Genomic DNA, 17,513 nt, shown 5'->3' with positions numbered 1-17,513 from the left:
AAACGCGGTGCGGGGCCGTGCCTCCATCAAGTCACCGGGGTACAGGAAGCCGCCGGCGTGTGTTTGATTTGGAGCAAGTCCTGCGACGGGGAATCCAGTAGAGTTGATCTCGAAGGCAGGCGGGGGAATGGAAATGGGCTCCGGACGGGCATTGATCACCCTGTGGCTGGTCGGCAGCGCCATGTCGTGGATCGGCTGGATGCTCTTCGTTCGCATGTCGTGCGTCCAGCAGGTCGATGGGCGTCTGTTGTGCCAGACGGAGCATACTTGGCTGGCCTTCCTGTCGCGCTCGGCGAGGGATCCCCTCGAGGTCGCCTTGTTCGGATTGATCCCAGCGCTGTTGGTGCTGTTTGTCGGCATCGCGCTCTTCCGGGCAACGCGCCGTTCCTGAGCCTGCCCGATCGTCACGGACCTTTGGATCATGGAGAAGTCGATGAACCGAATGATCGCCCTGCTGCTCGTGCTCCTGCCGCTTCCCTCGATGGCGCAGGCCCCGGGCTATGGAGCGGCCTTGGCCGAACGCTGGTGCATGGCATGCCACATCGTCGAGCCCGCACCGAGGACCGCCAGCGCAAATGGCATTCCAAGCTTCTCCGCCATTGCGGCCAAGCCCACGACAAACGCCGAGCAACTCAAGGCCTATCTCTCGACGGGCCACACACGCATGCCTGATTTCTCTCTCAGCAATAGCGAACGTCAGGCCCTGGTGAACTATATCCTGAGCCTCCGATAGCCGGCGTGAACCGCGGGCCCGCGAGGCGACCTATCCCAGAAGCCGCGTCGTCTGCTGGGCCTCGGGCGTCGCGCCGGAAAGGGTCACGCTGGTGACCAACTCGGCCAGACGCTTGGCTTCCTCGGAATAGTCTTCGGCGGCGCGAACGCTCCAGGCGCTCTGGGCCTGCCAGACGCTCGCGACGTCGCGCGCGGACAGCAGCGTCAGCCAGGTCGAGAAATTGTCCTTGAGGCGACGCTCGGCAAATTGCGAAACCTCGCTCTGCCAGGCCACACCGGCCGCCGCCCATTCCTCGAAGGAATCGGCACAGTTCGACATCGCCGAATTCCACATATCTGCCGCCGGCAGTGACTCCACGCTCGGCAGCTTGTCCGCTTGCATGTCGTTCATCTCACCCTCCGCATCCGATGAAACCATAGGCGCAGACGGGTCACCGGCCGTTGATCTGCATCAACCCGCACGAGCTTGATGCAGATCAACGCTCTCGGGTTGGTTGCGCCCTAAACTACATAAATCGGATAGTTTTTCCGTCTGACCAGGAGACAAGTGATGAACATCTATGCTGCGGCCCTCACGGCGGCACTTTCCATTCTTCCCCTCGGTCTTGCGGCGCAGGCACAGACGCCTCCCAAGGGCGTCAATGTTGGTTCGCTGACCTGTACGGTTGCCGGCGGCGTCGGATTCGTGTTCGGGTCCTCGAAGGATCTCGATTGCATCCTCGCCAAGACCGACGGCACGGCCGAGCACTACACGGGCACCATCAAGAAGTACGGCGTAGATCTCGGCTTCACCAAGCAGGGACACGTCGTGTGGCTGGTCTTCGCGCCGGGCCAGGTCGCCAAGGGTGCGCTCGCGGGCGACTATGTCGGTCCGACGGCAAGCGCCTCGGTCGGCGTGGGCGCGGGCGCCAACGTCCTGATCGGCGGCGGCAACAAGCAGGTCAGCCTGCAACCGGTCAGCGTCGAGGGCAATGTCGGCCTGAACGTCGCCGGCGGACTGGCCGAGGTGACGCTCAAGGCAGCCAAGTAGGCAAATCTCGCGACAGGATGCGCCCGAAAGGGTTCGGGCCGCATCCTGCTTCCGCCATGGCCGCTATGGGCCGCCATTGCCCAGCGCGCGGCGCAGCTGCTGCAGGAGCCGATGCCGTGCCGCATCGTCGGGAGCGGCCTGCAGGGCCCGGCGTATGTCCAACAGCATCTGCGCATAGTCGTTGTGCCAGTCGCGCCGCACGTTGGCGGCGTCGGCCGGGAGACGCGGTATCCCATCCGCCTCGGGTGTCGCCATCCACCGGCCGTCGCGGTGGACGAACACGAACCTCTCGTCGAGGGTCGGCGCGATGATCCTGCGCCGTTCGACGCCGGCCACGGCAAGCGCGTCGCAGAGGCCGTCTATCCCCTCCGGCTCCCCGTGCACGAGCATGAGCGAGCCGAGGCCGTCCAGCATCGGCCTGCACCAGGCGGTCAGCTCCTCGCGATCGGCGTGACCCGAATAGGAATCGATCGACCGGATGCGCGCCCTGACTCCTATTTCCTCGCCGTGGATACGCACCTGCGCGGCACCGCCGCGGATCAGCGCCCCCAGCGTGCCGGGCGCCTGGTATCCGACGAAGAGGATGGTGGAATCGGTGCGCCAGAGATTGTCCTTGAGATGATGCTTGACCCTTCCGGCATCGCACATGCCGGAACCGGCCAGGATGATCGCGCCGGCATGGATACGCCCGATTGCACGGCTCTGATCGACGGTCTCGCTCAACCGGAACTCACCGCCGCTGAACGCATGTCCCCCCTCCGACCGGCTGAGGGAGGAGCGATGGGTCCGAAACACTTCGGTTGTCCGGCCGGCCAGCGGCGAATCGAGGAAGACCTGCGCGCCCTGCAGTTTCCCGCCGCGCTTCAGCTCCGCGATATCTTCCAGGATTTCCTGCGTACGCTCGACCGCGAAGACCGGCACGACGACATTACCGCCGGCTGCCAGTGCTGCCTCCAGTTCGCGACCCAGGACGGCCCTGCGGCCGGCCTCGGAGATGGGCTCGCGGGAACGATTGCCGTAGGTGGACTCGACCAATGCCACATCGGCGCGCCCGGGCAGCGCGGGATCGGGCTGCAGGGCCTTGTCGAGGGGCCCGACATCGCCGGAGAATACGAGTCGCAGCGGGCTCGGCGCGGCATCGACTTCGATCTCGATAAAGGCGCTGCCGAGAATGTGGCCGGCATTGCGCATGCGGGCCCGCACGCCGGGCAGCGGCTCGAACCAGCGATCGTAGGGCTTCGCGTCGATGAAGGAGAGTGAAGCCTCGGCGTCGGCACGCGTATAGATCGGCACGACCTCGGGCTCGGCCCGGCGGGCGTTGCGGCGGTTCAGGCGCTCGACGTCGTATTCCTGGATGGCGCCCGCATCGGGCAGCAGCCAGCGAAGCAGATCGCGCGTCGCCTCGGTGGCAAAGGCTGGGCCCTGAAATCCCGCGAGCGTGAGCTTGGGGAACAGGCCGCTGTGATCGATATGGGCATGAGTGAACAGCACCGCGCCGATCTCCGCAGGCGCGAAGGGAAAGGCCCGGTAGTTCAGCGCGCGCAGTGATTTCGGCCCCTGGAACATGCCGCAATCGACGAGCAAGGCGCCGCGCGGCGTCACCAGCCGGTGGCAGGATCCCGTGACGGTGCCGGCGGCACCATGGATATGGAGAGAAAGGGTCATGCGCGTCGTCCAATGGTTATGCCGTCGCCGGCAGCGGCCAACTGGGTGGCGAAGCGGAAGTCGGCTTCGAAAGCGGCGTGGATCCGGTAGAGTGGCTCGCCCTGCTGCACGGGATCGCCGATCCGCTTGAACAGGTCCACGCCCGCCCCCTTGTCCATCGGCGCGCCGGCGAGGCGGGCAATTCGCGCCAGGCGCAGGCAGTCGATCGCCGACACGACCCCGTCGTGGGCGGCCGCCACGTCATGCGTAAGGGTACCGAGGGTGACCTGCTGCGGGGGTGCCCCCTGCGCCGCCATCAGCCGCCGCATCTTCGCAAGAGCCGCGCCGCTATGCAGCAGTTCGCGCGCCCGCACGATCCCCTGGCCACCGCGCAGCGCGGGATCGAACTCGAGCACGTGCCCGGCCAGCAGGACGGCGCGCTCCTCCAGGTCCCGCGGTGCATCCGGATGCCGCTCCAGCACCTGCATCACGTCGCGGGCTTCCAGCCACGGACCGATGCCGCGACCGATCGGCTGGCTGCCGTCGGTCGCGAGGACATCCGTGCTGATCCCTACCTGGTCGGATACATATTCGAAGAGCTTGCGCAGCCGCAGGAAACGCTCGCGGTCGCGCAGTTTCGCCGTCGGCCCGACCGGCAGATCGAGCACGAGGTGCGTCGAGCCGGCCGCCAGCTTCTTCGACAGGATCGAGGCAACCATCTGCTCGGGCGTGTCGATCGCCAGCGGCCGCTCGACCGAGATCAGCACATCGTCTGCCGGGGACAGGTTGGCATGCCCTCCCCACACCAGACAGCCATGCTCGGCCGCCACGATCTCGTGCATCTCGTCCGAGCCGACATCGACCCTCGCCAGCACCTCCATCGTATCGGCGGTGCCTGCCGGTGATGTGATCGCGCGCGAAGACGTCTTGGGAATTGTAAGGCCATGCGCTGCCACGATCGGCACGACGATCATCGAGGTCCGATTGCCCGGGATACCGCCGATGCAGTGCTTGTCGACCACCATGTCGCTGCCCCACGACAGGCGACCTCCGACGGCCGCCATGGCCCGGGTCATCGAAAGGACCTCCGGTGCCGTCGTGAAACGCGCGCTGGCGATCAGGAAGGCGGCGATCTCCATCTTGGAATAGCGATGCGCAGCAAGGTCGAGTGCGATCTCCTGGTAGGCGACCGGGTCCAGTTCGGCGCCATCGATCTTGGCGCGCACATGGTCGAGGCTGGGCGGCGGTCCGGCCTGCGCAATCTCCACAAGCGTTCCCGCCGGAAGGCCGAGCTGACGGTAGGCGAGTTCGGACAGGCCGAGCTCGTCCCTCGCCATGATCGCCTCGTCATCGACGATATTCAGGGTGGCGACGATGCGGCGGCCACCGCCCCAGATCTCGATCCGGGCGAGGGCAACGAATTCCTGGGCGCGATAGTGCTCGCAGTGGCGAGCGAGATAGGCGACGGTTTCCTGGCAGGCGTCGATCCCGAGCTTCCGGACTTTGAGCATCAAGCCAGTCTAGCGACGGCGCACCAGCACGACGAGCGCGGAGATGAGTCCCGCCACCAGGTAGAAGCAGCCGACGATCAGGGGCGCATAGACATCGCCGACCGACGCGACGATGGCGCGATAGGCCGACAGGGTCAGGAAGGCGAGGCTGACGGCCAGCAGCACGCCGACCACGAGATAGCCGGCCACGGTGGCCGCGAGCCGCCGCCCCGAGGCGACGAGGACGCCTGCGCTCAAGGTCGCCGCCGACCGGGCGAGGGCGACCAGCAAGGCTCCGGTTTCCGAGGCCATGCTCATTTGCGCCGCATGAGAAGCGCCAGCACGAAGCCGGTGGCCGCTGCCACCCCGAGCGCGGTGAGCGGCTTCCGCCGGACGATTTCGGCAAGCCCTTCCTGCCCCGCTTCAACCGCCTGTGCCGCACCCTTGGCCTTGTCGGCCCATTCGTCGGCCAGCAGGGCCGCGCGCGCCAGTAGTTCCCGCGCTGCTTCGGCTGCCGCGGTGGCCGCTTCCGTGCCCTCGCTCTGCGCAGCGCGAGCAATCGCCGCGGATGCCTGGTCCAGATGCTCGCGCAGGGCAGCCGCCTCCGTCCCGAGGTAGCCGAACCTGTCCTTGGAAGCGCACTTGGTCATGAGCATTCCCCTTTGAGAATGAAGATCGTCGGCGGAGGCCGTCTCCGCTTTGACCTGAGTCAAAGCGCACCATGAGTGCGGAGACATAATGACATCGTGCGCACGTTCGTCTTTCGCTGCCCGACCACGGGCTACAATGTTCAGGGCCGCTACGAGGATCCTAACGGACCCCTGCCCGCATTCGTTGGCCAGCACTGCCTGGCGTGCAACGGGCTGCACGTCGTGGATCCGCGAACCGGCAAGGGCATGAGCGAACTACGCGCCACTGCCATACCGCGAAGGCCATCCGATCCGACCTCGTCGACCGATTGACCTGAATCAACGCATCGCGGCATCGACGGACGCAGGATATTTATATCGTTTTCGGGAGAAACCATGACCCACAGTCACGCCATCGTCTGGATGGACAGCAAGGAAGCCCACGTGTTTCGCTTCAACGCCGACGATGTGGAGCGCGAGAACATCAAGGCCCACAATCCGTTCCGCAAGGTGCACCACAAGGCGGGGGTCATCGGCGCGGGCCATGCGGCCCTCGACCTGAGTTTCCTCGACCATATCGTCGACGCCCTGCGCGGCACCCAGGAATGGCTCCTGGTCGGCCCTGCCCAGGCCAAGGAGGAACTCGTCCGGCACCTCGACAAGCATCTGCCGCACGTCAAGGCGATGCTGGTCGGCGTCGAGGCGATGGATCATCCGACCGATGGGGAGCTGCTCGCTTATGCACGGCGGTCCTTCAAGGCGATCGATCGATTGCGCCCCAACGCGCCGATCGGCGCCGTTTCCCACTGATCATCGTGGAGGCAAGGAGAGTCCGATGACCGACATCCCGATTTACTTGCTATTGCTTGCCTGCGGCTCGTTCATGCTGCTGAGCATTTCCGTGGCCTCGGCGACCGCACAATACCTGCGGTCGCAACCGGCGATAGCCGTCGCCGTCGTCAAGCAGCAGCCAGTCAATCGCTGACCGGCGCATCCGTAGAACTGCAATCGGCCGCCCATCAGGACGGCCGCGAACACCCTGAATATGATCCGGTGGATCCGCCCAGACGGTGAAGTGCCAGCAGGCGTCCCTGTCGCCGCGCCGTATCGTCCGCCCCGCCGTACCGGTGACGGCTCAGGCGTCGAGCCTGCGCAGGGCAGCCTTATTGCAGAGATCGACCGACCGGCTGCCGGCCTGCAGCCGGATCAGGCCCTGACGCGCAAAGCACGTCAGCGTGCGCGACACGGTCTCGATCGTGAGGCCGAGATGGTCGGCGATGTCGGAGCGCTGCATCGGCAGCTCGACGTGTTCATCGTCGCTCGAGATCCGGCTGGCCATGTCGAGCAGGAAGGTCGCAATCTTCTCATGGGCGGTCTTGCGGCCGAGCAGGAGCATGTGGTCCTGGGCACGGCCAAGGCACTTCATCATCGAAGCAAGGACCTGGTTGCCGAACGCCGGATCCGCTGCCGTCAGCTCGGACAGGCGCGAGCGGCGATAGGCCACGAGCGTGGCATCCCCCAAGGCCTCGGCCGTAAAGCGGTGGTCGGCACCCGCCTCCAGACCGAATACGTCGCCAGGAAGGTGAAATGCATCGATCTGCCGACGGCCATCACTCAGCAGCTTGCAAGTGCGGATCGCGCCGGAAACCACCTTGTAGAAGTACTCGGCCGGATCCCCTTCCGCGAACAGCTCCTCACCCTTGGTCAGCATCCGCGGCTGCCCGGCCGTAACCGTACCCGGATGCTGCATATTTGCGGCACCACGCAGGGCGACGGCGGCCGGAACACGGGCGTGAATGGCTGAATTCGTGTGCATGGCTGGCTCCCGACTGGGTTGTCTGTGGCGGACACAGGGATAGGCCCCCGGCGGGCGGCCAGCCATTTGGGTCTTGAACTAAGGGATTCTACGTAGGCTCCCCCGATTCCGGCGGGGTCACCAGATCGTCCAGGACGCCGGCGAACAGCCGGTACTTGATGCCCACCACGGCCAATTCCCGTGCCCAGTTCACGACGTCGCCCCAGGGATCGTTGAGCTTGCCGAGACCCGCCACCACGGCAACGACGGTTCCAACCTCAATCTTTCCCTGCAGGACCTGCCAGCCGCCGAAGCAAAGCGCCGAGGCGACGGACAGGTGGTGCATCATGTTCATCAGCAGGTTCATCGTGAACTTCAGCTTGTAGATGCCCATGTTGAGCACGAACACGCGCTCGATCGGATCGTGCGTCCACCCCCATTCGGCCTGGCCTTCCGGCGACCGGCGCCCTCCGGAGACCCGGCTGACGAGCCCGCCGCTGATGCCGCGTTTGACCAGAATGCGTGACTGGGCGCGGCGGTTGATGGCGCGTTGCAGGAAGGGAACGAAGACGACTTGCGGCAGGAAGAATGCAAGGCCGAGCAACGCCAGACGCCAGTCGAGATAGAACATGTAGATGATCACGCTGGCCAGCACGCCGCCCTGGAGCAGGGGTTCGGACAGGCTGACGCCTGTGAAACTGCCGATGGGCTCGGCCTCCTCGAGCACCATGGAAATCTCGACTCCGGCTTCCTCGCCGCTGACGTCACGCTTGGCCCGGCCGGCATATTCCCCGACGAGACTGCGCAGGCGCCGCACCGAATCCTCCGCGACCCAGCCGCGATAGACGTTGAGGCAGAGCTTCAGGCTCTGCTCGGAGAGCACGACGCCGACATAGGCGGCAGCCAGCCACAACACGGACTCGAAGGCGCCGCGGTCCACCAGGACGTTGATCACACGGCGCTGCAGCTCCAGGGGAGCCGCGCTCAGGAGGAAGACCAGGATCGACAGGACGGCCAAGGCCGCCTGATGGCGGCCCGACGAGCGGATCACGAATCCGAGGAGCGTCGCCGGCATCGAAACATGACGGTCAGGACCTCGCATCCAGGACTCGCCTGATGCTGCCGGCCAGATCGGAAAGCGGTTTCTCCAGCACATCGCTGATCCCCAGACTGGAGGCCCGGGATCGCAGGGAGCGCGTTACCCGGCCGCTGATCAGGAGGATCGGCAGGGCAACGCCCCGGCTCCGCAGCCGCTCCACGAGTTCGAGCCCGTCGATGTCGGGCATTCGGTAGTCGATGACAAGGCATGCGCCGGCGGGCAGGTCCTTCTCGGCCAGCAGGGCATCCGGCGTGGCAAAGAGCCGGACACTGAATCCCTCCATCTCCAGCGAGAACTTGAGCGCGTTGCGCACGGCAGCATCGTCATCGACGAGCAGAATGACATCGGGAGCCTTCGACATGCAGCAAAGTCGCCCAAAGCGGCCGGTGCCGCGTTGATCCAGCGCAAATTCTAGGATTCTCCCTCGGCCAGGAGGACCATGCGCACCAGTTCGGAGAGGCTGTCGGCCTGCATCTTGGTCATCACGTTGGCGCGATAGACCTCGACCGTGCGGGCGCTAATGCCGAGATCGTAGGCGATCACCTTGTTCGCCTTGCCGGCGGCGAGCCCCCGCAGGACGTCGCGCTCCCGGCCGGACAGGGCCTCGAGACGCTTGCGTATCGTGACCACGCGGTCCTCGCGCTCGCGATTGCGGGCATGGCTGTCGAGTGCCGACCTGATCGCGGAGAGAAGGGTTTCGTCGTCGAACGGCTTCTCGATGAAGTCGACGGCGCCGGCCTTCATGGCCTCCACCGCCATGGGCACATCGCCATGGCCGGTCATCACGATCACGGGAAAGCTCGCCTTGAGCTCTAGAAGGCGGCGTTGCAGTTCCAGCCCGTCCATCTCCGGCATGCGGATATCGGTGACCACGCACCCCGGCTGGGCGTCCGGCAGGACCTTCAGAAATGCGATCGCGGAATCATGCACGCGCACGGCAAGGCCTGCGGTGCTGAGCAGGAAGGCGAGCGACTGCCGGACGTCGACATCGTCGTCGATCACGTGAACGACCTGGCTAGGCATCGTCCGTCTCCCGGTCGTCTGCGGCGGCACGCAGGGTGAAGTGGAAGATCGTGCCGCCATCCGCAGGCGACTCGACCCAGATCTTTCCACCGTGCGCCTCGACGATCGTGCGACAGATCGAAAGGCCGAGGCCCATGCCCTTGCGCTTGGTCGTGACGAAGGGTTGGAAAAGCTGCCTCGCCACTTCCGGCGCGAGGCCCGATCCGGTGTCGGCGACAGTTACCTCGACCTGATCGTCGGGGCCCGCGACCGTGGCGATATCGAGCCGCCGGATCTCCCCTCCCTCGCTCATCACGTCTATGGCGTTGCGCATCAGGTTGACGAGCACCTGCTGGATCTGGATCCGGTCCGCCAGGACGAGATCGGCGCCGGGATCGAGCCTGAACGTGACCGCAATACCGTGCTCCCTCGCACCGACGAGCGCGAGCGTGCTCGCATCCTCGATCAGCTTGGGAAGACTCTCGATCCGCCGCTCGCTCTCCCCTCGCGCCACGAACTCGCGAAGGCGACGGATGATCTGCCCGGCCCGCAGGGCCTGGTCGGCCGCCTTGGAGACGGCATCCCGCAGCATGTCGACGTTCTCGCCTTCCATGCGCTCGAGCAGCCGGCGCGATCCCTTGAGGTAGTTGCTGATGGCCGTCAACGGCTGGTTGATCTCGTGTGCAAGCGTCGACGCCATCTCGCCGAGCGCCGTGAACCTCGACATATGGGTTACTTCGGACTGCAGCTCCTTCAGCCGGTCCTCCGTGAGCTGCTGGTCGGTCAGGTCGCGGATGAAGCCGGTGAAGTGATGGCGGTCGCCGGTGCGCAACTCGCCCACCGTGAGGTGCATCGGGAACGTCGTTCCGTCCTTGCGCTGGCCCACGACGATGCGGCCAATGCCGATGATCCGCCGCTCTCCGGTCGTGAGGTAGCGCTCGATATAGGCGTCGTGCTGCTCGCGATAGGGCGACGGCATCAGCAGGCTGACGTTGCGGCCGCACGCTTCGTCCGCGTCGTACCCGAACAGGCGCTCCGCCGTCGTGCTGAGCGATTCGATACGGCCACGCTCATCGATGATGATCATGGCGTCGGGCACGGTCTGCAGGATGGACCGCAGGCGCGCCTCCGCTGCCTCGAGCGCAAGCGCGATCGACGTATGGCTCATCGGGGCATCCGGCTCATCGGCGCATCACCATGACACGTGAACTATAGCACGCGCCGGAGCGCCGGAGGCAATCAGGGTCTTATGAAGGAGAGCGGCGCGTCCTCGTCGAGATTGTCGATGGCCGCCGTGAGTTCGGCCGCGATGTCGTCGTTCGGACGGCCCAGCCGGAAGATGCGAATCGCCTCCGAGAGCAGGCAGCGCGCGACCACGTCGTCGGCTATCCCCTGCTTCGATGCCTCGGCCAGCGCCGCCTCGACGTGCCGGGAGACCATTTCGTAAGTACTCATGACGATTCCTTCTTCAGATGCCGCGGGAATGCCGGCCGTCGACGTGGCCGAGATGGGCGTCGAACGCGGCGCACACGAAACGCAGCAGCGGGCGCCCGTGCTCGGTGACGTGCAGGGACTCACCATCGCGCCGGACCAGCCCGTCACTGACGAGCTTGGGAAGCGCCGCCACGTCGGAAAGGAACGATTCGGCCGACGCGCCGTGACGGCGACAGACATCACCGAGATCGACCGAGAAATTGCACATCAGCTTCTCGATGATCTCGCCCCGTAGCCGGTCCTCTCCCGCGAACTCGAGGCCCCGGACCGCGGCGAAGCATCCGGCCTCCATGTACGTGCGATAACGCGCCGGATCCGCCACGTTCTGGGTGTACCCGCGCGGCAGGCTGGAAATCGCCGAGGCGCCCAGGCCGACGACCGATGGCTGGTCGACCACGACATATCCCTGGAAGCTGCGCCGCAGCCGGCCGCGGTCCGCCGCGGTGGCAAGCGGATCGCTCGGGTGCGCATAGTGGTCGAGCCCGATCCTCGTATAGCCTCCCTCGACGAGGCGCTGCGCCACCAGCTCCGCCATGGCGGCGCGGTCGGCCGCCCCAGGCAGGCTCTCCGCGTCGATCAGGCGCTGGCGGGCCTTCATCCAGGGTACGTGCGCATAGGCGAAGACGGCAAAGCGATCCGGTGCCAGCTCGAGAGCGGCGTCGAGTGTGCGAGCCAGCGTCTCCGGCGTCTGCCGGGGCAGGCCATAGACGAGATCGATGTTTATGTGGCGGATGCCCGCGGCGCGGACCCTCGCAATGGCGGAAGCCGTGTCCTCGACCGACTGCATCCGGTTGATCGCCTTCTGCACGTCCAGGTCGAAGTCCTGCACGCCGAGACTCACGCGATCGACGCCTATCGCCTTCATCGTCGACACGAACTCGTCATCGCAGAAGCGGGGATCCACCTCCATCGAGGTTTCCGAGCCGCTGCGCCGGTCGAAGCGTCCGGCGAGCCGCTTCGACACCTCGACGAGGTTCGCGTGGCCGAGCTGGGACGGCGTGCCGCCCCCCCACTGGATCTGGCCGACCATCAGCCCGGGAACGGCTTCGGCGACGAGATCGATTTCCTTCGCCAATGCCTGGGCATAGGCGCCGAGCGAATCCACGCGGTTCATCGCCGCCGTGTGACAGGCACAGTACCAGCACAGGCGTGCGCAGAAGGGGACGTGGAGATAGACCGTCGAGCAGGCTCGCTCGAGGTCGGCAAGCCAGGCCTTGTGCTGCACCGCTCCGACGGCGCCATGGAACTGCGCTGCCGTCGGGTAGCTCGTATAGCGGGGGACCGAGCGGTCGTACGCGGCGATGGTCTGGGCGTCCATCAGTGCAGGGCCCTTAGTGGGAGATCAGCACAGGGACGGTCATGCTCGCGAGCAGCGTGCGGCTGACGCCACCCAGCACCATCTCGCGCACGCGCGAATGGCCGTAGACCCCCATCACGATCAGGTCGCTGCCGATATCCGCGGCACGAGAGAGAATGACGGCACCGACATCGCTGTCCGCGGCAACGTCGCGCTGCACCGTCACGTTGACTCCGTGCCGGGTAAGCCAGTGCGCAACATCCGCACCCGGCTCCGCGCCATGACCGTCGGGCGATGTCCGCGGATCGACCACGAGGACGACGACCTTCTTCGCCTTGCGGAGGAACGGCAGGGCATCGGCCGCGGCGCGCGCGCTCTCGCGGCTGGCATTCCAGCAGAGCAGCACGGACTCGCCAATCGGGGCGCGTACCCCGATATGCGGTACGACGAGGGTCGGCCGGCCGCTTGCCAGGACGACGGCTTCGGGCAGGTCCGACGGGGTGGGCGTCTGGGCATCGGGATCGGTCTGACCCAGGACGAGGAGGTCGGTATAACGCGCCTGGATGACGAGCTCGGAATCGATGAAGCCGTCGGTCACGCGCCATTCGTGGGACGGAACGCGGCGTTCCTTGACAGCCTTCTGGAAGGCCGTGAGCGCAGCGGCCTGGTCGGCGTCGGCGCTGGCTTCGTAGCTCGCGAACAGGGAATCCATGGCGACGCCACCCTCGAAGAAGATGGGCGCTTCGAGCGGCGGGCGGGCATGCATGCCGACCAGATGGGCGCCATAGCGCTCCGCCAGCTCCGCCGCAACGGTCAGCCTCTGGCCAACCTTCGGAGCGGCATCACAGTGAACCAAGATCGTCTTGTAGGTCATGGGCAGCCTCCTGTGGATCGAATGCCATCGTGCCGACCGCCGAAGGGCAGGACCTTGACGCAGGTCAATCGCCACCGGTGAAAATCGTGGTCCATTGCCGGCGATGGATATTTTCTCCCGGTTCCTTGCGATGTGCGGCGACGGCCTGATGGCCGCCGCATCGATGCCGTTTGGCCTGCCGGCGGCGCTGCTTCTGGCCGGCCTTGCCGGCAGCCTCGTGCATTGCGTCGGTATGTGCGGCCCGTTCGTCCTGGGTCAGGTCATGGCCGATGCCGAACGGCCAGCGGGCGGGCCTTATGGCGAGTGGCACCGCCTCGCCGGCGCACTGCTCGTGCCCTACCATCTCGGCCGTTTCACGACCTATACAGGGCTTGGGGCCCTCGCGGGCGGAGCAACGGCTGTCTTCGCCTCGCTCGAGATCTTCAACTGGCTGTCGGCGGCCCTGCTGGTCGCGGCAGCCGGCCTGCTGGCAGCCCAGGCCCTCGGCCTCGCCCTGAACGCCGCGTCGCCCGCGACAAATCTCGTGGCGCGGCTCGCCGCCCCCCTCTCTGCCTCACAGACTTCGGTTGCGCGGTATGGCCTGGGCATCGTCCTGGGGTTCCTGCCTTGCGGCCTGCTCTATGCTGCATTGGCCGCGGCGGCTGGAACCGGATCAGTCGTGACGGGCGCCTTCGCCATGTCGTGCTTCGCAGTGGGCACCGTGCCGGCGCTCATCGCCGTCGGCTGGGGCGGGTTGATCATGCGGCGACACCTGCGGACGATCGCCCGCTGGGTCAGCCCTCCACTCCTCGCCGGCAACGCGCTGGTCATGCTCGCCCTGGCGGGCCAGAGGCTCTAGCAGCCGGGTTTGTCGAGATTCAGCGGGTCGCGAGAGACTCGAAAGCGGCGCCCGCAGCCAGAACGAGCAGGATGGCGACGAACAGCCACAATCCAATGGCACTGACGTCATGGACGAACTCTCCGGAGGTCATCCTCTTGTCATGCTTGGTCATGTCGCCCTCCTGTACCCATGCCGTCACCGCGCACGGCGCTCCTTCTCTAGACAGGTGGCTAAGCGGACCCGCACCCGCCGGCAATTCAGGAATTGACCTAGGGGACTATACGTAGCCCACCCTGCCGCACTTCAGCATCACGCCGCAGGCTCCGGCTCGAAACGGATGACGTCACGGTAAGCATGCCACGTGGCATGCGCGACCAGCGGCAGGGTCACCACCAGCCCCAGCAATCCCAGAATCATACCGAGGCCGGTGAGGAACACGATCAGGCCGGCCCACAGCAACATGGGACGTAGGTTGAGGCGGGTCGCGGCTACCGAGGTCGCGATCGCCTCGAACATGTTCGAGTTCCGCCGGTCGAGCAGATAGGGAATGGAGAAAGCGCCGATCGCGAAGGCAATCGCCGCCAAAAATGCACCCAGGCCGATTCCCAGCGCCATGAACGGGAGGCTCTTCGAAGTCGTCCAGACGAGGTCGAGAAAGCGGTCCCAGGAGGGGATGGTGCGAAATTCGAAGAGAGCGAAGAGAAGCTGCGCCAATCTCATCCAGGCCAGATGGAAGAGCAGGAGAAGCACCCCCATCAGCGCGATCTGCTCGGGATTGCGACGCCATGCCATCAGGGTGGATATGCCATCGACGGGCTTTCCGGCCTCGAGACGGCGGCTGATCTCGTACAGGCCGGTGGCGATGAAGGGGCCGACATAGAAGAAGCCCGCGCTGAGCGGCAACACCAGGTACGGCAGATCGAACCGAAGCATCAGCACGATGGCCAGCCATCCCGCCGCCACCGGCACGACGCCATAGGCGAGGCTTGTGCCAGGTGCGGCCACAATGTCGCGCCACCCAGCAGCCAGCCAGGTCCACGGACGATCGACGGGAACACGCCGGATGAGTGGCCGGGGCGTCGGAAACACCGCAATGGTCTCGCTCATCGTGCCTCACAGTCGGTTTGCATGCGGCATTGTGATCCGCCATTCGTCGCAGCAGCCTTGACCCAAATCAAGGGCTCAACGTGCGCCACCTCCTAGGGTCCCCGCGACCATTCGGGGAGTGAGCATGTCGAGCCAAGCCGTATTGACAGCCGACCAGCGTCCGGCGCCGCGTTATGTAGAGGACGTGATCCGCGCGGCCGCCGTGCTGACCATGTTCTGGGGCATAGCGGCCTTCCTGGTCGGCGTCGTCATCGCAGCCCAGCTCGTGTGGCCGCAGCTCAGCTTCGACAGCCCGTACCTGACATTCGGCCGCCTTCGGCCGCTGCACACATCCGCCGCCATCTTCGCCTTCGGCGGCACCGCGCTGATCGGCACGGCCTTCCACGTCGTGCAGAGAACCTGCCGCGCCCGGCTGTTCGGCGGCGAGGCGCTCGGCTGGTTCGTGCTGCTGGGCTACCAGTTCTTCATCGTCGCCGCGGCGCTCGGCTACCTGTTCGGCATCACGCAGAGCAAGGAGTACGCCGAGCCCGAATGGTTCGTCGACCTGTGGCTCACGATCGTGTGGGTGGCCTACCTGATCGCCTACCTCGGCACGGTGCTGAAGCGCGAGGAGCCGCACATCTACGTCGCCAACTGGTTCTATCTGGCGTTCATCATCACCATTGCGATGCTCCACATCGTCAACAACCTCGCGCTGCCGGTCTCGATCACCGGGACCAAGAGCTACGGCGCCTGGTCGGGCGTGCAGGATGCGATGATCCAGTGGTGGTATGGTCACAACGCCGTCGGCTTCTTCCTGACTGCGGCCTTCCTCGGCATGATGTACTACTACATCCCGAAGGCGGCGAACCGGCCAGTCTACTCCTATCGGCTGTCGATCATTCACTTCTGGTCGCTGGTGTTCCTGTACATCTGGGCCGGCCCGCACCATCTCCACTACACGTCCCTGCCCGACTGGGCCCAGACCTTGGGAATGGCCTTCTCGGTGATGCTCTGGATGCCGAGCTGGGGCGGCATGATCAACGGTCTGATGACGCTCTCGGGCGCTTGGGACAAGCTCCGCACCGATCCGGGCCTGCGCTTCTCCGTGACCGCCGTCGGCTTCTACGGCATGGCGACCTTCGAAGGGCCGGTCATGTCCATCAAGGCCGTCAACTCGCTCAGCCACTACACCGACTGGACGATCGGACACGTGCATTCCGGCGCGCTCGGCTGGGTCGCCTTCATCGTGTTCGGCACGCTCTACTACCTGGTCCCGAAGATGTGGAACCGGCCGGCCATGTGGTCCACGCGCCTGATCAGCTGGCACTACTGGATCGCGACCATCGGCATCGTGCTCTACATCACGGCGATGTGGGTGAGCGGCATCATGCAGGGCCTGATGTGGCGCGCCTACGACGAGCTCGGGTTCCTCCAGTACTCGTTCGTCGAGACCGTCGCCGCCATGCATCCCTTCTACCTGATCCGTCTGCTGGGTGGCGTCTGCTTCCTGAGCGGCGGGCTGATCATGGCCTACAACATGTGGCGAACCATCCGCACCGAGACGGAGACACTCGCCACCCAGACCCAACCGGCACTCGCGGCGTAAGGAGCGTCCAATGTCTATCCGCCACGAGACGATCGAAAAGAACGCCATCCTCATGCTGGTCCTCACGCTGATCACGGTATCGATCGGCGGTCTGGTCCAGATCATCCCGCTGTTCACCGTCGAAACGACGATCGAACGCATCGACGGCGTGCGCCCCTATACGCCGCTCGAGCTGATGGGCCGCAACATCTACATCCGTGAAGGCTGCTACCTCTGCCACAGCCAGCAGATCCGGCCCTTCAAGGACGAGGTCGAGCGCTACGGCCACTACAGCCTCGCGGCCGAGAGCATGTACGACAAGCCCTTCCAGTGGGGATCCAAGCGCACGGGACCGGATCTCGCGCGCGTCGGCGGCCGCTACTCGAACGACTGGCACGTCGCCCATCTGGCTTCGCCGCGCGCCGTCGTGCCCGAAAGCGTGATGCCCGCCTATCCGTTCCTGGCGAACCGCCCGCTCGACTATGCCGACATCGCCCAGCATCTCCGCACGCTGCGCAGCGTCGGCACGCCCTACACCGACGAGATGATTGCCAATGCGCGCGCCGATCTCGAGGCGCAGGTCGATCCGGACCGCGACCCGACGGCCATGCAGAAGCGCTATCCCCGTGCGCCCGTCGCCAAGTTCAACGGCGAGACGAGCACGATCACCGAGATGGATGCGCTGGTCGCATACCTGCAGATGCTCGGCACGCTGGTGCAGTTCGGCGACATCCCGCCCGACCGGCTCAAGCAATAGAGAGGAGCCCGCCATGACCCTCGAAAGTCTGCACGAACTCCTCGCCTCTTTCTGGACGGTCTGGGCCGTCATCATCTTTCTCCTGATCGCCTTCTGGGCCCTGCGGCCGCGCAACCGGAAGCGCTTCGAGAAAGACGCCCGGATCCCCCTCGACGACGACCGCTGAAGGACTGGCC

The 17,513-nt window shown here is 65.7% G+C and carries 23 protein-coding genes and 1 pseudogene; 9 read left to right on the top strand and 15 right to left on the bottom strand.

Features of this window, described 5'->3' with window-relative positions:
• Positions 1 to 127: 127 nt before the first annotated feature.
• Together Q0Q48_RS10655 and Q0Q48_RS10650 are read left to right on the top strand one after the other, a co-directional pair.
• The gene (locus tag Q0Q48_RS10655; RefSeq protein WP_295137248.1) at positions 128 to 391 is read left to right on the top strand and encodes a hypothetical protein; all 264 of its coding nucleotides are present in this window, start codon (positions 128 to 130) and stop codon (positions 389 to 391) included.
• A gap of 30 nt (positions 392 to 421) precedes the next feature.
• The gene (locus tag Q0Q48_RS10650; protein WP_295137246.1) at positions 422 to 733 is read left to right on the top strand and encodes a cytochrome c; all 312 of its coding nucleotides are present in this window, start codon (positions 422 to 424) and stop codon (positions 731 to 733) included.
• A 30-nt stretch (positions 734 to 763) separates the two neighbouring features.
• On the opposite strand, the gene Q0Q48_RS10645 is transcribed toward Q0Q48_RS10650, so the two are convergent.
• Positions 764 to 1,123, bottom strand: coding sequence for a phasin family protein (locus Q0Q48_RS10645; RefSeq protein ID WP_295137244.1), 360 nt, complete (start codon positions 1,121 to 1,123; stop codon positions 764 to 766).
• A 159-nt stretch (positions 1,124 to 1,282) separates the two neighbouring features.
• Between Q0Q48_RS10645 and Q0Q48_RS10640 the strand changes: the two genes are divergently transcribed.
• The gene (locus Q0Q48_RS10640; protein WP_295137241.1) at positions 1,283 to 1,762 is read left to right on the top strand and encodes a DUF992 domain-containing protein; all 480 of its coding nucleotides are present in this window, start codon (positions 1,283 to 1,285) and stop codon (positions 1,760 to 1,762) included.
• A 63-nt stretch (positions 1,763 to 1,825) separates the two neighbouring features.
• On the opposite strand, the gene Q0Q48_RS10635 is transcribed toward Q0Q48_RS10640, so the two are convergent.
• Genes Q0Q48_RS10635 through Q0Q48_RS10620 form a run of 4 tightly spaced genes read right to left on the bottom strand, consistent with a single transcriptional unit; the run spans position 1,826 to position 5,552 of the window.
• Positions 1,826 to 3,427, bottom strand: a complete 1,602-nt coding sequence (locus Q0Q48_RS10635) for an MBL fold metallo-hydrolase (RefSeq protein WP_295137239.1) — start codon at positions 3,425 to 3,427, stop codon at positions 1,826 to 1,828.
• Positions 3,424 to 4,917 (bottom strand): thymidine phosphorylase family protein, encoded by a 1,494-nt coding sequence (locus tag Q0Q48_RS10630; RefSeq protein WP_295137237.1) that lies wholly within the window; start codon positions 4,915 to 4,917, stop codon positions 3,424 to 3,426. The genes Q0Q48_RS10635 and Q0Q48_RS10630 overlap by 4 nt, the downstream gene beginning before the upstream one ends.
• A gap of 9 nt (positions 4,918 to 4,926) precedes the next feature.
• A complete protein-coding gene (locus Q0Q48_RS10625) occupies positions 4,927 to 5,214 on the bottom strand; it encodes a hypothetical protein (RefSeq protein WP_295137235.1) in 288 nt (95 codons plus the stop codon).
• Positions 5,211 to 5,552 carry a hypothetical protein gene (locus Q0Q48_RS10620; RefSeq protein WP_295137233.1) on the bottom strand — a complete coding sequence of 114 codons (342 nt, stop codon included), beginning with the start codon at positions 5,550 to 5,552 and terminating at the stop codon, positions 5,211 to 5,213. Before Q0Q48_RS10620 ends, Q0Q48_RS10625 begins: the two co-directional genes overlap by 4 nt.
• A 369-nt stretch (positions 5,553 to 5,921) precedes the next feature.
• Between Q0Q48_RS10620 and Q0Q48_RS10615 the strand changes: the two genes are divergently transcribed.
• Together Q0Q48_RS10615 and Q0Q48_RS10610 are read left to right on the top strand one after the other, a co-directional pair.
• A complete protein-coding gene (locus tag Q0Q48_RS10615) occupies positions 5,922 to 6,335 on the top strand; it encodes a translational machinery protein (RefSeq protein ID WP_295137231.1) in 414 nt (137 codons plus the stop codon).
• Positions 6,336 to 6,360: 25 nt separating this feature from the next.
• Complete coding sequence (locus Q0Q48_RS10610) at positions 6,361 to 6,510, top strand: hypothetical protein (RefSeq protein WP_295137229.1); 150 nt, start codon at positions 6,361 to 6,363, stop codon at positions 6,508 to 6,510.
• Positions 6,511 to 6,660: 150 nt separating this feature from the next.
• Here Q0Q48_RS10610 and Q0Q48_RS10605 read toward each other — a convergent pair whose 3' ends face one another.
• From Q0Q48_RS10605 to Q0Q48_RS10570, 8 genes and pseudogenes are all read right to left on the bottom strand, one after another.
• Positions 6,661 to 7,407, bottom strand: coding sequence for a helix-turn-helix domain-containing protein (locus Q0Q48_RS10605; protein WP_295137227.1), 747 nt, complete (start codon positions 7,405 to 7,407; stop codon positions 6,661 to 6,663).
• 22 nt (positions 7,408 to 7,429) lie between these two features.
• The gene (locus Q0Q48_RS10600; protein ID WP_295137225.1) at positions 7,430 to 8,395 is read right to left on the bottom strand and encodes an ABC transporter transmembrane domain-containing protein; all 966 of its coding nucleotides are present in this window, start codon (positions 8,393 to 8,395) and stop codon (positions 7,430 to 7,432) included.
• Between the two features lie 13 nt (positions 8,396 to 8,408).
• Complete coding sequence (locus tag Q0Q48_RS10595) at positions 8,409 to 8,780, bottom strand: response regulator (RefSeq protein WP_295137223.1); 372 nt, start codon at positions 8,778 to 8,780, stop codon at positions 8,409 to 8,411.
• 50 nt (positions 8,781 to 8,830) lie between these two features.
• Positions 8,831 to 9,442: a response regulator FixJ gene (gene fixJ, locus Q0Q48_RS10590; protein ID WP_295137221.1), complete on the bottom strand. Its 612-nt coding sequence runs from the start codon at positions 9,440 to 9,442 to the stop codon at positions 8,831 to 8,833.
• Positions 9,435 to 10,562, bottom strand: a pseudogene (locus Q0Q48_RS10585) (PAS domain S-box protein); the annotation flags it as partial. The gene fixJ and the pseudogene Q0Q48_RS10585, both read right to left, overlap by 8 nt.
• 98 nt (positions 10,563 to 10,660) lie before the next feature.
• Positions 10,661 to 10,876 carry a hypothetical protein gene (locus Q0Q48_RS10580; RefSeq protein WP_295137219.1) on the bottom strand — a complete coding sequence of 72 codons (216 nt, stop codon included), beginning with the start codon at positions 10,874 to 10,876 and terminating at the stop codon, positions 10,661 to 10,663.
• 13 nt (positions 10,877 to 10,889) lie between these two features.
• Positions 10,890 to 12,233 carry an oxygen-independent coproporphyrinogen III oxidase gene (gene hemN, locus Q0Q48_RS10575; protein ID WP_295137217.1) on the bottom strand — a complete coding sequence of 448 codons (1,344 nt, stop codon included), beginning with the start codon at positions 12,231 to 12,233 and terminating at the stop codon, positions 10,890 to 10,892.
• A gap of 13 nt (positions 12,234 to 12,246) precedes the next feature.
• A complete protein-coding gene (locus tag Q0Q48_RS10570) occupies positions 12,247 to 13,086 on the bottom strand; it encodes a universal stress protein (protein WP_295137215.1) in 840 nt (279 codons plus the stop codon).
• A gap of 103 nt (positions 13,087 to 13,189) precedes the next feature.
• Here Q0Q48_RS10570 and Q0Q48_RS10565 point away from each other — a divergent pair, with 103 nt between their 5' ends.
• Entirely contained in the window at positions 13,190 to 13,924 is a 735-nt protein-coding gene (locus Q0Q48_RS10565; RefSeq protein ID WP_295137213.1) for a sulfite exporter TauE/SafE family protein, read from the top strand.
• 19 nt (positions 13,925 to 13,943) lie between these two features.
• Here Q0Q48_RS10565 and Q0Q48_RS10560 read toward each other — a convergent pair whose 3' ends face one another.
• On the bottom strand, positions 13,944 to 14,078 hold the full coding sequence (locus Q0Q48_RS10560) for a hypothetical protein (protein ID WP_295137210.1): 135 nt from the start codon (positions 14,076 to 14,078) through the stop codon (positions 13,944 to 13,946).
• 137 nt (positions 14,079 to 14,215) lie between these two features.
• Complete coding sequence (locus Q0Q48_RS10555; RefSeq protein WP_295137209.1) at positions 14,216 to 15,013, bottom strand: DUF2189 domain-containing protein; 798 nt, start codon at positions 15,011 to 15,013, stop codon at positions 14,216 to 14,218.
• A 124-nt stretch (positions 15,014 to 15,137) separates the two neighbouring features.
• Here Q0Q48_RS10555 and ccoN point away from each other — a divergent pair, with 124 nt between their 5' ends.
• Genes ccoN through Q0Q48_RS10540 form a run of 3 tightly spaced genes read left to right on the top strand, consistent with a single transcriptional unit; the run spans position 15,138 to position 17,503 of the window.
• Positions 15,138 to 16,601 carry a cytochrome-c oxidase, cbb3-type subunit I gene (ccoN, locus tag Q0Q48_RS10550; protein WP_295137207.1) on the top strand — a complete coding sequence of 488 codons (1,464 nt, stop codon included), beginning with the start codon at positions 15,138 to 15,140 and terminating at the stop codon, positions 16,599 to 16,601.
• 10 nt (positions 16,602 to 16,611) lie between these two features.
• Positions 16,612 to 17,337 (top strand): cytochrome-c oxidase, cbb3-type subunit II, encoded by a 726-nt coding sequence (ccoO, locus tag Q0Q48_RS10545; protein WP_295137205.1) that lies wholly within the window; start codon positions 16,612 to 16,614, stop codon positions 17,335 to 17,337.
• Positions 17,338 to 17,350: 13 nt separating this feature from the next.
• Positions 17,351 to 17,503 (top strand): cbb3-type cytochrome c oxidase subunit 3, encoded by a 153-nt coding sequence (locus Q0Q48_RS10540; protein ID WP_295137203.1) that lies wholly within the window; start codon positions 17,351 to 17,353, stop codon positions 17,501 to 17,503.
• Positions 17,504 to 17,513: the final 10 nt, after the last annotated feature.

The sequence above is a fragment of the uncultured Reyranella sp. genome (assembly GCF_945957355.1).
GTDB lineage: Bacteria > Pseudomonadota > Alphaproteobacteria > Reyranellales > Reyranellaceae > Reyranella.
Note: the sequence above shows the minus strand (reverse complement) of the source record. Positions and strands in the feature narration are given on the sequence as shown.